Source organism: Saprospiraceae bacterium, assembly GCA_016719615.1.
Lineage (GTDB): Bacteria > Bacteroidota > Bacteroidia > Chitinophagales > Saprospiraceae > Vicinibacter.
In genome coordinates this window covers 111,023-126,677 of sequence record JADJYQ010000003.1, presented here as the reverse complement: position 1 = coordinate 126,677, position 15,655 = coordinate 111,023, and the positions used below count along the sequence as shown (strand labels likewise).

The following is a 15,655-nucleotide window of genomic DNA, read 5'->3' as shown; positions in this document are numbered from 1 at the left end:
TGGTTCTCTGATTTACCTCAATGGAGGTGATGATCTCAGTGATCCTCTTCAAGAGTTGAAGCTGCCGTGGTGGTCAGATCCTATTGGCTAAAACTTCAATCAAGCCACTGGACGGCTGCCCTCATCAGCGATACCGCCGAAGGTAACAAAGGGCTTGCATTCTATGGTTATCTGCATTTTCGCAGATTTGCGCAGACAGTTCGTGCACCCTGAATTTATTAAATCTGTGCATGATCTGCGCAAATTTGCAGGAACCCAATGCATGCCCTTGAGAAACCGAACGCATCCGAAATTTGATTGAGAATCCTCATGGAATGAAACAAATTTTAGAGAGAATTTCAAATCCTTTTCACTTTGCAGAATTTAAACGAAACAAGGAAGCTCTCTGTTACCGAATCTATCAACAATTTTGCCAATACCTAATAAAACGCAAAGACAGTTTTGAATTGGTAAAAATCATGCATGAATTCACAGGCTTTGAACCCAAAATGTGAACCAATCTATTGTGGTTTTTAGCATGTATCATTATAAATCAGATCGAAGCTTAGGAAGGGGACTGGCCAATGTTTGGATTTTCTCTCAGGTAAGCGGTTATTTGATTTATTTCTGTACAGATGCCAGAACACGAACATTTACTAGAAGGCCTTGGAAAACTTTAAACTGGTACATGAGCTGTATTTATGTTGGGAAGTTATCAGACTTTAAGCTGGAGGCTGTTTATAAAATCTGGGTGCATCCATCTATTTGAAGAAGAAATATTAGTATATTTTGGTTATTTATTTTAAATATGAGTTACCTTTTATTACCATATTTGATGAATATCTTTAATTTTAAATATGTTGTATTCCATTTTTACTTTCATTTGTTTACTTTTTTTCAAGGCTTACAAAGTAAAAGAGAATTATTGGGTATATGGAATATTAGCCTCTGTTAGTGTAGGCTTCTTACTATGCTATAACTTGGGTGTTAAAAGTTGCGATATATAGAGAAGGTGGACTAGGCATTGACAGGTCAACTGCGACAGTAGTGGAGTGGTTGTGATTTTAGTTTCTATTTGGGGTAGTGGATAAATATTCGGGATTGAATTGGTATGATAAAACAAATGATAAGCTCAATGAGAAGATAACGGATTCGGACAACATTTCTGAAGAAGAAATGGAAAAGTTAAAAGCTGGTAATATTATTAAGGATATAATATTATTCAAAAGAAGAATAGAGTCTTCCTTCTTTTGGCTAGTTGAAATTCTTTCAAATTTCAAATATGCTTTATATTTTGGCCTACCAATCTGTTTATTTCCTAACTTGTTGCTTTATTTCCAAAGCTGAATATAGTAAATTTATCAGTTGTTATTAATATCCTGTCTACCGGTGCCAGCTGTATGACTTATAGCTATCCCATTTGCACAAAAAGAGAGCAGGTCAAAAAGGAATTCAAAAATTGCTCATCTCGGTATCGATAGGGTGGACCTGGTTTTATTGAACATGGATGAAGAAATGAAATCTCAGTTGCATTGGGAACATTCAAAGGAATTCAAATTCAAAGGCGAAGTGTCGATGTTGTCGAACGCAACATAGTAGGGGATACCACTTATTTTATTGGTGGTGGGATTATAAAGAGACTAAACTCTACAAACTTGAGGCCAATTGATTAACTATGCAGTGGGAAATCTTCCTGAGCAGAGGGATCACCAAGAAAGATTGTATTCATTTTTAAATCGCTATTTATCACTGAACCATTGATCCATGATATTGCTAATACCTAAAAAGAAGCGCATTTTTGAGGGTTCATGGATATTTTACTTCAAGCTTGGAGTGCTTTCCCGCACCGCCTCCGAAATTCGTTTGATCAAATTTATTTATTTCATTTTAAGATGGTCTGCTGTAATTAAGCGGACTGTATTTATTTTATTTATTAATATAATTTGGATTTTCACAATGGAAACAATTTTCGCGCGCTTATTACGGCATTCCCTTTAGTTCGCGACTCCAAACAATAAGTACAAAGATCAACTAACAGTCGAAGCCATTGAAACAGTGACCTTATTGAGTGAAGCACCTAAAACTTTAGCCACAAATGCAAAGGGCAAGCCGATTTCTCTGCATTCCGGAATGCCCAAATGATACAGAGATCCTAAGGTTTGGATATAAAACTCGTCAAAAATTATGCAGAATTGAGCAGATGAATTTTGAGATTCTTTGGAGGCTACGACGACGCATTTTGAAGAGATCTAGTATCTGCAACCCGATGGAAAACAATCATCAAAAAAACATTCCTTCTAAAATATGCAGTTATTTCTCCAAAGACGTGGCTTCATATAATCCTCAAACAGCTGACCGTGGTTGGCTTCTTCGGGTGAGGTCTTTATACAAAAGTCAGCAAGATTGGTGGAGTCCCCATGATCCGGGGCTTTGCAACCAACCGATTATTATATACCGTTGACGGAGTTCGAGGATGAATTCCGCCATCTTTAGAGCGGGGGAATATTCAAATGTTATTTGGTTGGAACCATTTGCCATGAAAATACAGAGGTTTCTTCGGACCGGGGTCTATCATTTACGGAGCGATGCTATCGGTGGTCATGAGCTTTCAGACCTTAACTCCGCAATGTCCTCGACGGAACAATTATTGATCAATGGCAAAGATAGTAAGCAGATATTCATCGGCAAATGATGAAATCCCAAATCATTTTGATGTAAATATCGGTTTGACAAAATGGGCATCAGTTAGCAGTATTACTTATTTCGAAAATATGTTAATTTGAGGAATGGGAAAATGGCCCCGTGAATATCTCAACAATTCGTATGTGCAAAGAATGACAGTATTGACAGAGTTGTTGAGAATCTGATCCCAGGGTTTAGAACCCAACAGCATATTCTCAAATCAATTTCATGCAAAAATTTCGCTTCACGCCGACCATAAATTGGGATATAGATATGGATTTCATTTTTCTGAAACCTCCGAGTTTTCGCGGTATGATCGTCTGATTGAAAAACAAAGCAACGGCCTGCCTGTCTCGGCTGTATGGAACTATGGTCCGCAAATTTGGAGTATGAATAATTTGTCAATAGCATATACCGGGCCCAACAAATTGTACGATGGAGTTACATTTGCGCCTGGCGCATCGAACTTTAGAGAGTGGATTGATCGGAGATTCAATCATCATCGTTTGCGTAATAATGCAGAGCAAGTCCAGGCATATTCTGCGAATTTGGATTTTGAAAAACATCAATAAGCATCGTTTATATTATGGTCTTGAATATGTTTTAAATGATGTAAAATCTAGAGGACGGCTACTGATATCAGAAGTGGAAATCAATTCTCGTACCCGATAGATACCCTGCATCTACGTGGATGAGTTATGCCGCTTATGAAATTATCAATATCTCCGCATCCGATCGATTATTGTGCCGGCGGTTTGAGATTTGGAGCTTTTGATATTCAATCGGATTTTGCAAGGCATCTCGATTTTTTTTTCCATTTGATTTGTGGAATCAAATGTTAAGAATTCTGAATTATTGGAAGTGTGGGTATGGTTTGCAGACCGAGGAAAGTTTTTTAAAATCAGCATCAATGCAAGTACTGGATTTTCGTGCACCAAATGTCGATGACATCGGGAAAATATTTGATTTTGTTTCCGGTGAAGTCATCGTTCCAATACTTCATTAAGCAGAACACGCTTACAATGCAGAGAGGCATTACTAAAATATTTGGTGACAGATTAAAGTTTGGGTTGGCCTGTTTTTATACTTATCTGAATGCTGCAATGGTTCGAAGAGCGTTTCAAGTCAATGGACAGGACATTATTTTTGTATGATGGGGAATTGAGTAAAGTATATGCCATTCAGAACGCGCTTATGGAAAAGTTTATGGATTTAATGCCGGGCTTGAAATCAAATTGGAATAAAGGTTTTAGTTTGATTTCAAAATATAATATTCAAGTCGGAAAAGAAGAAATGGACAATGGGGGGAAGTTAAACCCTTCAGACATGACTGCACCTGCATTTGGATTGAGCTCTTTGGCATTTCACAAAACAAATTGGACATGTAAGTTTATGCGACATATAGTGCAGGAGTTCGTTTCGAAGATTTGAATCCGAAGAACAAGGCAAGCCCGCTATTGCTGCATAGATGCCAACGAAATCCTTTTTCGCCTTCATGGTATACGCTAATTTTAAAAAAATGTACCTAATTCATCAAAATTGGTCTGTAAGCTCAGGTATTGAAAACACAACAGATCACGTTACAAAACTTATAGTTTTCTCCCGGAAGAAATTTTGTCATTTTTGAGGGCGTTTTAATAGATATGCCTCTTAGGTGAAAATACCATTAGCCAATTTGGAATGCGATTATTCGCCACAAAGTCACAAAGACGCGAAGCACCACGAAGGGAAAACTAGGGCCTTAGTGCTTTGCGCTCGGGGCACAGATGAAGCCTGTAAAGCCAAAGCCCCAGCCCAAAGCCTAAAGCCAAAGCCCAAAGCCTTAACGCAATATAATAATCGCTTATTTTCTATTCCTTGGTCCTTGTGCCTTCGTGGCACAATAAGCCGAACAGGCTCGACCTTAATAAATATCGAATCCCAAAAAGAAGACGCAAGCGAGGTGGCACAAAGTCACGAAGACAAAGTACCACGAAGTGGAAAACTTAGTGGTCCTTAGTGCCTTAGCGCCTTCGTGGCAATAAAAAGCCCAATAGAATTCCGGAATTAATAAATATCGTATAAAAATGAAGATCTCGAAAAAAGCGAGGCCACTAAAAGTCACGAAGACACAAAAAGTACCACAAAGTTAGAAGCTTAGTGGTCTTTGGTGCTGGCGCCTTCGTGGCTATCTTAAACACCCTACGAAGCCCAAATAAAATATTTAAAATCCAACAACATATTTATTTAACTTTGCGTTTCAAAGTACTTTTAATATCAAATAAAATGAAACAAACAAATGAACTCATAGAAAACCTTAAAAGAAATCCGGTCCTTAATGGAGCGCTCGTCCAGATTCCTGTCGTTGAGCGGACTGTCGGGCGATTGCCGGGATCGCAGCATTAGCAGGGATTGCCGCGCCTTTATAGTTTCCTGGGACTTTCCTTTGATGAAGCCGGATATCATTGTTTCCTCAACGTTGAGTCCAATCCAAATGCATGTTACTCTTGGGATCATTCTTCTAACCGTGTTGTTGGTCTCCATTAAGCAGCCACCGGCTTACCATCCGGGAAAGCAATCAGGATGGCCAGTCTATTTGGGATCCTACCGCTAAAAGACTGTTGTTGCATTTAGTATACCACTCATCGTCGGAGGCGTGTATTGCATCATTCTTTTATATCATCAGCAAATAAAATTTATAATGCCACTAACATTGATATTCTATGGCTTGGCACTAATCAATGCAAGTAAATACCCCCATGGCACACATTCGCTATTTAGGTTTCGTCCAAATTTGTGGTTGGTTTGTTGGCTTCTTTATTTTTAGAATATGGCTTACTGTTCTGGGCCTTGGGTTTTGGACTCCCGTGCATATAACGTATGGGATCATTAGCTACTATAAATACGAAGCGTGACAATTTCATCGAAGATTTAAATCAGGCCTTTGAAAGCAGGGGTGCGCCTGGGCATCATGTCAATCCTGATGGTCAACGATTCGGTCGATTTCAACACCCTCAAAGAGCATTTGCAAATCACCGATGGCAACTTGGAGGCCAGCCACATTCAGGCACTGGAAAAAATTGAAATACATCTTGGTCAAAAAACAATTTGTAGGTAAGAAGCCAAATACCTCATATGCCGCTTCAAATCCGGTAAAGAGCATTTGGCGAACATCTCGATGCTCTTGAAAAACTGATTAGGAAATCAAATTGAATTTTTTTATTTATTAACTTTGAAAAACAAAGTACTTTAAAAAATATTAAACTGAATTTAAAAAATGGAAACCCAAACACTTGCAGCAATCCCGCCGATGAGAACCGAAATTCAAAAAATCTGGATTTTCCCGGGGGAACTTGAAAAATTGTACCGAAGGATAAATCCCAATTCAAAGGTGAATTCAACCATTTATATCCCGAAATCAAAGCTTCCCAAATCAACTCGTTTTTGAACGAACGTTTAAATTTTGAAAGAAGGTGTTGTCCTGGGGCTCTTCAAAGGAATTGCTCTTGGTATTGCTGGCCATTATTATTTCGGGATTAATTTGCAAAAATTCCCCACTTTACGGGCATTTCAGAGGATTATTTTTATCCCCGAAATTTGGGCCTTGGTGTTTCCAACTTTGACGTTTTACCGCCTGGAAAAACGTTTGTCTTAAAAAGTCTGGGTATTGTTTTTTTAATTTTCCTGATTTCTGCTATCTACATCAATACGCTCCACAATATTTTGCCCAGCGATACCTTGATTCTTGCCTGTATTCATTTGCCTCTTGTGCTTTGGGCTGTCCTTGCTTATGCTTTTACCGGGTCAGCGTTTGGGGATGTTCAGAAACGTTTGGATTTTTGCGGTTCAACGGCGAACTCCTGGTGATCCATAGCGGTTGTGTTGATTTCAGGGGGATTACTAACGGCTGTTGTTTGGACTCTTCGAACTTATAGGCATTAATGTAGAGCCATTTTTTGAAAATACATCCTGGCATTTGGCTTCCTGCAGTTCCCCATATTGGGAGCGTATCTGGTATAATCGAATCCGCAACTCGTCAAAACGTTAGCACCTGTGTGCCAAAATCTTTACGCCCCTCGTCCTCGTCCTGCTCGTCGTTTATCTCATATCAGTGGTGTACACAGGAAAGACCCCATAAGTGACAGGGAATTTCTTCTCTTATTTAATGTATTGCTCATCGGCGTTGGCACTTGTATTTTTTTCAATTTCAGCGGATCCACACAATTCAACAAGTAAGTCCGGACATTATTTATTATTAGCCTTAACCGGCATCACGCATTATTGTAAATGCAATTGCGCTTTCAGCCATTCTCTTCCGAATTTCAGAATGGGGGCGACCCCCAGCCGAATGGTTAGTTTGGGTTCGGAATGTTTTGATGTTGTTTGCATTTATGTCTGCTCACCTATCAACTCTTTCAAAGTGTTAAAGAGAAATTTATAAGCTCAAGAGTTGAAATCGTTATTGCAAGGTATTTGCCTATATATCTTGTTTGGGCTTTGATCGTAATTTTTATCTTTCCTTTGTTGTTTCATTTCCAATAGCTTTTTTAGGATTTGCGTAGGTTCATTTTTGCGACAATGGTTTAAGTAAGGCCTCATATACTTTTAGAATTGTTTTATAAACCAAGTTTAATTATTAAATTTGAGATCTTAAAAGTAAACTTAAGCTCAATGGTTGGTTTCAAGAAGTTTTTTGACATTCTCAAAGAATTAGTTTCTGGTGTTAATCTGCCCTTCAAATACCTGAGAAGCATCGGAAAGAATATGCTGGAAGCGGTAGCAGATACTGCAGAACTAGTTGACGAAACGCTTACCATTCTTAAGCAACATCTCCCGAAAGTTATTTTTGAATTGAAGTTTGGAGATCAACAAAAGGCCAACAGTTAATCAGTGAGATTAGAAGTTTTCCGGGATGGGAAACTAAGTACCGTCAATTTCAACTTTGCGATAAACTTGGAGGGGAGTTTTAATCTGAAAAGGAGAGGGCTTATGCCTTGTTAAATCGATTGATTTATAATGGTCTGATTTGATTAAACAGAAAATATGTGGGACTATATAGGCGGTGAAGCCAATGCTGCAAAATTCAGTAGGTACGCTGCTGCTCGAACTTTCGAGTCTGTGCTAAGGTGGGATTCAGAATTCTGATACAGTCGTAAATTCACTGGAGCAAGCTCGTAATGAAGTTAGTAAATGGAGGTGCAGGTGTTTATCGATTTTGAAAAGGTTGAGAGCATAAATTGATGGGAGATCAAATAATGGATTATATACATTGAAAAATTCGACTTGTGATTTGTCCTGGAAGTAGGATTAATGTAAGTTTTTACTGGGATTGTATAACGTCAGCACACATTGCTTATCGGATATTTACATTGTTGGGATAGATAAAGTCTCAGAAGAAAATCAGTATCATGAAAAACTAATTCAAATTTTATTTTGATGAGTGCCTTGTTCTTTGGGCTCATACCCGCTTTGTCAGCGCAATTGACAGCATCTGTCGATGCCATTCCCAGCGAAAAGAAGAAATAAAAAATATCTGAAGCGGATGTTGCTAAAACTTTGAATGCAAGGCTGACGGAAATTAAAAAAAATGGATAAAAGAGGATTATCAGCCATCCAAAAAAGGAATTGCGCGATGAGGTGAAAAGCCATAAAATCAGAACTCAAAAGCAAATGGAGGAGGTGTTTATCTTTCTCTTGGTGGCATTCTCCTCATAATATTATTGTTAGTGCTTTTGCTTTAAGGTAATTTTGTGTTTAAATAACACTTTATAAACGAATGAAGTCATTTAAGCACTTGAGGTAGAAGAGTTTGAGCTTTGTATGAGTAATCCATTTTATAAAATCGGAAAATACTTATTGATAATAAAATTCGTATTATAAAATGCTTTTTTCTACCTGCATATACAAGGGTTATTATTTTGGTATTTAAAATCCAACAGTTACTTCCACATATTAAAATTAGCAATGAATGCAACGACTGCTCTGTTTCTCGCACATTCATTCATTCATAAATCATTCTCTCGTAATAATTTTTTAAAAAAATATAGTACCACATGCAAACAAAAGTACCCGGCCTGATATTAATTATCATTGGTGTTATTATGATTGCTTATAATGGCTTTAATTATCAAACGACTGGAGAAATTGGTTGAAATAGGGCCTGTACAAATAGAAACAAAAAGAATAACTTTGTAGAATTGTCGCCATACTTGGGTGCTGTTTTATTGGTAGCGGGTATTTTCTCTTACTCTTGCGCACGAAAAAGTTTTAGCTTAAACAATCATCTAAATAAATTCTTAAAAATCAGTTATGCCAATTTTCAATGTTTTAATCGTATTAATTGTTGCTGGTTTTGTTCTCTGGCTGATTAATAATTATATTCCATGGACAACAAAATTAAAACATACTCAATACAGTAGCTGTCATTGTAGTAATACTTTGGTTGCTGCAGGTTTTCGGACTTATAGATTTCTAAAGAGTATCAAAGTGTAAAATCACTTCGGAATTACATTTATTTCACCTTATAAATATGAATCAATATGAGAACATTTACATTTATGAAACAAATAAATTTCATATTTTACTATAGCCTTTCAATTCTATTGCTGCTTGCGCTTCCATCTTGTGCTAAAAAAATAGCCTTCCTAAATTCATCTGTAGTGCCTGCTGCACAAGGTAATGTAACTATGAAGGTAGACAAGAATTTTCATATGCCACTATTAAATATACTTATTGTGCTGATTGTTGTTGGAGTCATATTATGGCTTGTTAATAACTTTGTACCAATGGATCAAAAGATCAAAAGTATCCTCAATGTTGTTGCCGTTATTATTGTCATCATCTGGTTGTTGAGGGCATTTGGTATTGTTTCGATTTGACAAGGTTCAGGTTTGATTTTTGAAATTTTATAGCTTTCATGAATTTGTAAAGCTCTGCAACTGTGATTTGCATGCAAATGTAAATCCATCGACACTTTTAAAAGACCTTAGCGCTTTCAATCAGCAATTCTGGCTTTTTACGGAGATCCTTACAGATTTCTGAAGTTGGGAGTCTATTGAAAATAAAACACGAGCCTTTCTTATAATAGATAGGGATGATGCCGTAGGAGATCAAAAGCAATTCTTGAGCAGTGATTAGCTGTTTTTGAGTTTGAGGTTAATAGGGGATAAAACCTTTAATACATATCATTAATAAACTCCAACGTACGTCTGTAAATGTTCTCATTGATGATCGGGTATCATAGATGCCATTCGCGATCTAATAGGAAAAGGACTCCGTTTAAAATCCCGTTGATAAATTGAATTTGTTTTAAAATTCATTGATTTTATTGAAGAATATTGGACCTGTTTGCGGATGTGTTGCAAACAGGTTTTTCTGATGGAGACGGTATGCCGCGAAAGGTAAGCAAACCCTGCCCTTAAGTCGGAATCTTTATATTGGATTTGTTGTGAGGTTCATGCTTTGGTGGTAGATTGGTTGTTTTCTGATGAACTACAGGGCCAAAATCTTCTTGGGATCAGCGCGTGGTCATTACAACCAGATCCATTTAAATTTAATCAGCCACTGCTGAAGCAGATGTCTTAAACTTTCATTTAATCTTTATTTGTGTTGTGGAGTCAACGGATGCAATATCAGAATTATAAGCAAGTTGTGTTTACTGACAGGTAATGGGCTAGCTCATTAGATGGTGATATCCTTGGTCTTGAAGATAAATAGAAGAGTCAATGTTCCGGAAGCAACATTGGATTCTTTTCATTTTTTAGAAAGATAAGATGCGATCTTAATTTTAGTAGAGGACTCGACAGGCACGAATCCTAAAATTCCCGGAGTTGTTTATTTATTAGGATTCTACCCACAGATTTCAAAACCTGTAACCGAGCGAAAGACCAAATCCTGTATTTTTAATGGAAAGTTCTCCTCCAGGAATGCGATCATCATCCGGATTGATTTTAAGCATACCAAATTGTGTATTCAATTGCATGAAATCCAGCCTGCCATTTCGGCTGACAAAAATATTTCCACCCGCATCAAAGGCTTTGAAATAGGGACTTAATACAGGGGTCGTTGATTTCTACTTTTTTAAACTCCACATCCATTTCGATCTTTTCAGAAGTAGATTCATTTTCATAGATGGCTTTTCCGGAGATACCATAAGCCACATAGGGCCCAAAGCCGAGCAGTATAAATCCATTGCCCAAAGCAGCCTTATAGACCAGATTTAAAGGCAGCTCTACATACGAAAGCTTGAAAGTGCTTGTGATATCTCCATCAGTCGATTTGGCTCCTTTGGTGGTAAACAACAGTCCGGGTTGAAAATAGAAATCCGGGACAATGGGAATTTGTGCATTGACTCCAATGTGAAATCCGGTGATCAAATCATTATCAAATTTATCGCCATTGAAATCCTTGCCGTTTAAAGTCTGTAAATTGACTCCTCCCAGAAGGGCAAATCTCATTTTATTGCTTCCTGAATCTTGAGCTAAGGCGAAGGTCGCGGCCGACAGGAGCATGAGTAATATATGCATTCGTTTCATTTTCATTTTTGTATTTTGATTCATTTTAATTTATTGGCCTGATTGTAATTTAGCATCTGCTTTCATTTTTCATTTGCTGCTACTAAAAATTCTACTCTGCGGTTTTTATCGCGTCCATCATCATTATCGTTTAAATACTTCGGGAGCATTTCACCGAACCCAATGACGCTTAATCGACGACTGGTTACATTTTTGGTTATTAAATAGCTGGAAACGGCGCTCGCCCTTTGCACAGAAAGATTTTGGTTGTAGGATTTGCTCCCTTTGCTATCGGTGTGCCCCTGTATTTCGATATCCGTATCGGGATAGGTATTTAAAACGGTCACTAATTTATCCAGGTTGGATTTTGCATCATTTGATAAATTCGATTTGTCGAAAGCAAACAATACACTGCTTGAAAATTCTACAACGATGCCCTCACCAACGCGGATAACTTTTGCATCCGGAACGGCATCTTTGATTTGTTCAGCTTGTTTGTCCATTTTATTGCCAATAAGGGCTCCGGCAGTTCCGCCAACAGCCGCACCAATAATGGCACCTAGAGCAGTGTTTCCTGTTACCTTTCCAATCACGGCACCCATTCCAGCGCCTGCAGCGGTTCCTATGATGGCGCCTTTCTTGGTTTTATTTAAAGAGGCGCAACCTGCAAAAACCAGGATGCCACTTAATGCTATTAATAATAATTTCTTTTTTAATTGATACATATACGCTTTGATTTTAATGAAAAAACTTTTTCATTTCAATTGGAAAGGTAGTATATACGAAATGTTATAAGTTATACAATTATTTTTATTAATTGCATAAATCCTACATCTGATGGACTCTTGAAAATGGGCCTGTTGACGCGTATTCTCTTTTGGATCTGAATATTATTCCTTGCGCTTTGCGAAATAGAATATTCATTTTATACAGTTTAGGAGACCATACTTTGGTTTAAGCTTTTGGATATTGTGATTATGGATGAGATGCACCATCTTTGGTGAATTCAGAAGAAGAAGGAATGTTAAGGATGAAAAACTTGTCTGTTTAACGATTTATAATAAAAATTTTTATAAGGGTAAACCCTGATTTTTGACTTAAAATTATTAATTTAACACAAAAAATGATGCAGGTTATGTACAAATCCATATATTAGTGTCGGGATAAAAGTTAGCCCTGATTTAATTATCCGTTTTTGAGTATTCGAATCAAGCCAAAATGTCTTTATTTATTTACCAAAAACTCAATATCATGAGAAAGTTTTTTTTAAAGGGTAACACAATTACCCCCCCCATTCTACGAAATGCTTCGTAGGTATTATTAAACAAGCTGTATTCCTGCTTATGATTCTGTTGCCTGGAATATCGAAAGGTCAAGACACACTTATCTGCGATAATGGTGGATTTGAAAGTAATTTTACATATTACTTTGGTAAGACAGCCACCTATACAAGTGGAAGTGATGATTGCACGCCACTCTCTAGTGGTACTCCGGTTACTTGGAGCAATTCATCCTTGCCAACTTTTCGTAGATTTGAGATAGTAACGAGCGGAGTAGACACCTTGGTTGGTATAAATAGAACTAAATTTGGTTCCAAAGCTGCACTAATTAACAATCGGTATGGACATACAGATTCAATTTGTAATGGACATTTTGACGCTAACAAATTAATAAAGAGATTTAAAGTTACGAATGAAAACAGAGAATTTACAGTATGGTTTGCAGCCATATTGGAAAATCCTTCGTTGCACACAAACTCACAACCTTTTTTTAGTATTAAATGTGATCGGGCGCCAGTTAATGATTTATGTTTTGATGCTTCGATTTTGAGTTGTGAGGACAATTATGCAGATACTTTATGTGAGTATTCAGAAATTGATGCCATAGATTGGACCTGTCATAGAATTAAAATACCTAAAAACATGATTGACAGCATTGCGACATTGGAAATCATAGCTGCTGATTGTGGATGTGGCCTTCATTTTGGTTATGCATATGTAGATGGTATATGTGAGGAGTGTGATGGTAGTGCATTTGGTTCGGCGAAATTATATGATAATCATCCTCCTGACGGAAATGGTTTAGGAATCAGCTATAATGGTTGCTTGGATACGATCAGCTTTTGTGGCAGTTACGAATTGCCAACAGTATGTGGCACATGGGATTTGGACTCTATTAAAATTTTAAATTATTCGATCTATAATCTTGTAATAGATGATGTCAATCAACAATTTTGTTTTGATATTCCATTATCAGTTTTTGGAGATACATGTGTTGAGTTGTTTGCTGCTTTATACTTTAGCTCTGTTTATAATATTCTCGATCCTGTATTCACTAACGCTATTGAAATTTGCCCGGGGGAATACGAAAAATATGAGGTGGATGTGATTTCGGGTTCATGTCAGGATAATAATACAAGTACATTAATCTCCGATGATTATTATTATGTTCAGGTCGATCTGTCTAATTTACATGGTGATACCTTTACTATTGAAAGATGGCTGGATGATCCGTATCCAAATGAATCTGGGCATTATGTCATCAAGGCAGATACAGGAGATGGTACTTTCAATTTGGGTCCGTTTTTTATTCAAGAAGGGAGCTGGATGCTTACGATCAAATTCGCAAATTGTATTGACACGTTTATTATAACACCTCCTAACTTCTGTTCCGGTTGCAACAAATTCTATAGGACAACTATAAGTAATATTACTTGCGACGATAATGGATCATACAGCATTGCAGATGATACGTGGACATTTGATATTAAAGTTTTAGGTATGTCTGGAACATTTGACATTACTGGTATAGGTACTGGTTATAGTTATAATACTATTTATACAATTGATGTACCGGGATATATTGGACCTGAATGTGTGGAATTTACCCTTGTTGGTGGGGTTGGTTGCATTTCAACAATTCGGGTCTGCCCTCCTAAACCTTGTTCAAATAATGAAGACTGTGAACTTGAGGTATACCTAAAAGAAATATCTTGTGCCGAAGAAGGGACTGTATTTTATATTGAACTTGATTCAACATCTGGAAGCGGGCCGGGATATTTATGTTATGAATGTTTTGCATTTGGAGATCCAGGAAATACGGGAAATGATAATTATTTTCAGGGTAGCTTTGCCAATCCTTTCGGGCCATTTAATGACGATATATATATTACAGTTTATAAATGTAGTACTTCTGCTTGTGACTGTGATCCAAGCTGTTTCAAGGTTCTTTATTTTTCAGCGCCTGATTGTGATAACCTTGATTATCGAATTGAGAAAAAAAACAATTCATCGATTAAGCAATTAACAGAGCTTATTATTATTCCTAATCCTTTATCAGGACGAGAATTTCTAATTCGATCAAAATTAAAGGAGACAATTTTTGAACTGTATAATTTTTCATCGAAACTTATTTATTCTGGAAACTTTTCTGGTCCAGATTATACGGTTTCCATTGATTTGGCAGCAGGCTTGTATTTGATAAGGTACACGAACAGTGAAGGACTAAATAGTTATGTCCCATTAATTAAGTTATAGGATTTATTTATATAATACTCCATAAGAATCTAAATTTAGATTCTTATGGAGTATTATTAATTATTATTAAATATTTTTCAATCTTGATTGCGCTATTCATATATAAGCCTTTAATTGTATTTGCGAATTGACAGAAATGTTTAGAAAATGTATATTTTTCTTATTTGTAATTAAGCTTAGCTTAGGTTTTGGGCAAAAGAAGATTTGTTCAAAGACTGATACATCAAATTGTTTGGTAAATGAAAAATTTATCTCAACAAAATTTGAAATTGAAAAGAAATTCGAAAGTACGGATACTGTTTTTACAAGACAAACTCCTTTACTAGCCGATATGGATGGTGATTGTGTTCCTGAATTCATTGTCCAAGAAGGTAATAATCAAGGAATACTTATCGTAGATACTAAAACAGGATTAACAAAATGGAGAATTACTACTCCGTATATTGATCCTAAGCTAACGGGTATGGCTATTGCTGATGTTGATGAAGATGGTTCGCCTGAGATATTCATTGAGGCATTTTCTTCCTTTCCAAATCCAGGAAATATTCACGGAAAGTTGTTTAGTTATCATGCGGATGGAAGACTTTATTGGATTTCTGACAGTAGAGTTGACAGATATACTCATTCCAGAGACGAGATGGGTGGCACACCTGCCCTAGCTGATTTTAATCAAGATGGTGTTCCTGAGATTTATGTGAACAATAAAATATTTAATGCTAGAACCGGAATTAAATTAGCAGATGGAGGTGCTAATGGAATAGGGACAGAAATTGCTATAATTTCTGGTGGGGAAGCGTTAACTATAGCAGGGCATTTGGACAATGATTCTACAGATCTAGAATTGGCAGCGGGTTATACCATATATAAAGTAAAAATTACGAATTTAAATGGGATAACCGGAAATATTATGACTCCAAATAATATTCAGATAGATAATAGATATAGGGATGGGTATACTACCTAGCA

The 15,655-nt window shown here is 36.8% G+C and carries 14 protein-coding genes and 1 pseudogene; 12 read left to right on the top strand and 3 right to left on the bottom strand.

Annotation, left to right across the window (positions count from 1 at the left end; all coding sequences use genetic code 11):
* Window positions 1-124: 124 nt before the first annotated feature.
* A complete protein-coding gene (locus tag IPM92_09700; protein MBK9108620.1) occupies window positions 125-286 on the bottom strand; it encodes a hypothetical protein in 162 nt (53 codons plus the stop codon).
* A gap of 28 nt (window positions 287-314) precedes the next feature.
* Between IPM92_09700 and IPM92_09695 the strand changes: the two genes are divergently transcribed.
* The 10 genes and pseudogenes from IPM92_09695 to IPM92_09650 all read left to right on the top strand — a co-directional run bounded on the left by IPM92_09695 (window position 315) and on the right by IPM92_09650 (window position 9,518).
* Window positions 315-494, top strand: coding sequence for a hypothetical protein (locus IPM92_09695; protein ID MBK9108619.1), 180 nt, complete (start codon window positions 315-317; stop codon window positions 492-494).
* On the top strand, window positions 491-748 hold the full coding sequence (locus IPM92_09690; protein ID MBK9108618.1) for a hypothetical protein: 258 nt from the start codon (window positions 491-493) through the stop codon (window positions 746-748). The genes IPM92_09695 and IPM92_09690 overlap by 4 nt, the downstream gene beginning before the upstream one ends.
* Before the next feature lie 332 nt (window positions 749-1,080).
* Window positions 1,081-1,326, top strand: coding sequence for a hypothetical protein (locus IPM92_09685; protein MBK9108617.1), 246 nt, complete (start codon window positions 1,081-1,083; stop codon window positions 1,324-1,326).
* 1,189 nt (window positions 1,327-2,515) lie between these two features.
* Window positions 2,516-2,671 carry a hypothetical protein gene (locus IPM92_09680; protein MBK9108616.1) on the top strand — a complete coding sequence of 52 codons (156 nt, stop codon included), beginning with the start codon at window positions 2,516-2,518 and terminating at the stop codon, window positions 2,669-2,671.
* Between the two features lie 379 nt (window positions 2,672-3,050).
* Window positions 3,051-3,233 carry a hypothetical protein gene (locus IPM92_09675; GenBank protein MBK9108615.1) on the top strand — a complete coding sequence of 61 codons (183 nt, stop codon included), beginning with the start codon at window positions 3,051-3,053 and terminating at the stop codon, window positions 3,231-3,233.
* 556 nt (window positions 3,234-3,789) lie between these two features.
* A complete protein-coding gene (locus IPM92_09670) occupies window positions 3,790-4,092 on the top strand; it encodes a hypothetical protein (GenBank protein ID MBK9108614.1) in 303 nt (100 codons plus the stop codon).
* A 1,519-nt stretch (window positions 4,093-5,611) separates the two neighbouring features.
* A pseudogene (locus IPM92_09665) lies at window positions 5,612-5,853 on the top strand (transcriptional regulator).
* Between the two features lie 250 nt (window positions 5,854-6,103).
* A complete protein-coding gene (locus tag IPM92_09660; GenBank protein MBK9108613.1) occupies window positions 6,104-6,295 on the top strand; it encodes a hypothetical protein in 192 nt (63 codons plus the stop codon).
* 1,016 nt (window positions 6,296-7,311) lie between these two features.
* Window positions 7,312-7,527: a hypothetical protein gene (locus IPM92_09655; protein MBK9108612.1), complete on the top strand. Its 216-nt coding sequence runs from the start codon at window positions 7,312-7,314 to the stop codon at window positions 7,525-7,527.
* Window positions 7,528-9,179: 1,652 nt separating this feature from the next.
* Window positions 9,180-9,518 (top strand): hypothetical protein, encoded by a 339-nt coding sequence (locus tag IPM92_09650; protein ID MBK9108611.1) that lies wholly within the window; start codon window positions 9,180-9,182, stop codon window positions 9,516-9,518.
* A 1,149-nt stretch (window positions 9,519-10,667) separates the two neighbouring features.
* Here IPM92_09650 and IPM92_09645 read toward each other — a convergent pair.
* The gene (locus IPM92_09645) at window positions 10,668-11,180 is read right to left on the bottom strand and encodes an outer membrane beta-barrel protein (protein MBK9108610.1); all 513 of its coding nucleotides are present in this window, start codon (window positions 11,178-11,180) and stop codon (window positions 10,668-10,670) included.
* Window positions 11,181-11,236: 56 nt separating this feature from the next.
* The gene (locus IPM92_09640; protein MBK9108609.1) at window positions 11,237-11,878 is read right to left on the bottom strand and encodes an OmpA family protein; all 642 of its coding nucleotides are present in this window, start codon (window positions 11,876-11,878) and stop codon (window positions 11,237-11,239) included.
* 618 nt (window positions 11,879-12,496) lie between these two features.
* Between IPM92_09640 and IPM92_09635 the strand changes: the two genes are divergently transcribed.
* Together IPM92_09635 and IPM92_09630 are read left to right on the top strand one after the other, a co-directional pair.
* Window positions 12,497-14,689: a T9SS type A sorting domain-containing protein gene (locus IPM92_09635; protein ID MBK9108608.1), complete on the top strand. Its 2,193-nt coding sequence runs from the start codon at window positions 12,497-12,499 to the stop codon at window positions 14,687-14,689.
* Between the two features lie 136 nt (window positions 14,690-14,825).
* Window positions 14,826-15,653, top strand: coding sequence for a VCBS repeat-containing protein (locus IPM92_09630; protein MBK9108607.1), 828 nt, complete (start codon window positions 14,826-14,828; stop codon window positions 15,651-15,653).
* Window positions 15,654-15,655 lie beyond the last annotated feature (2 nt).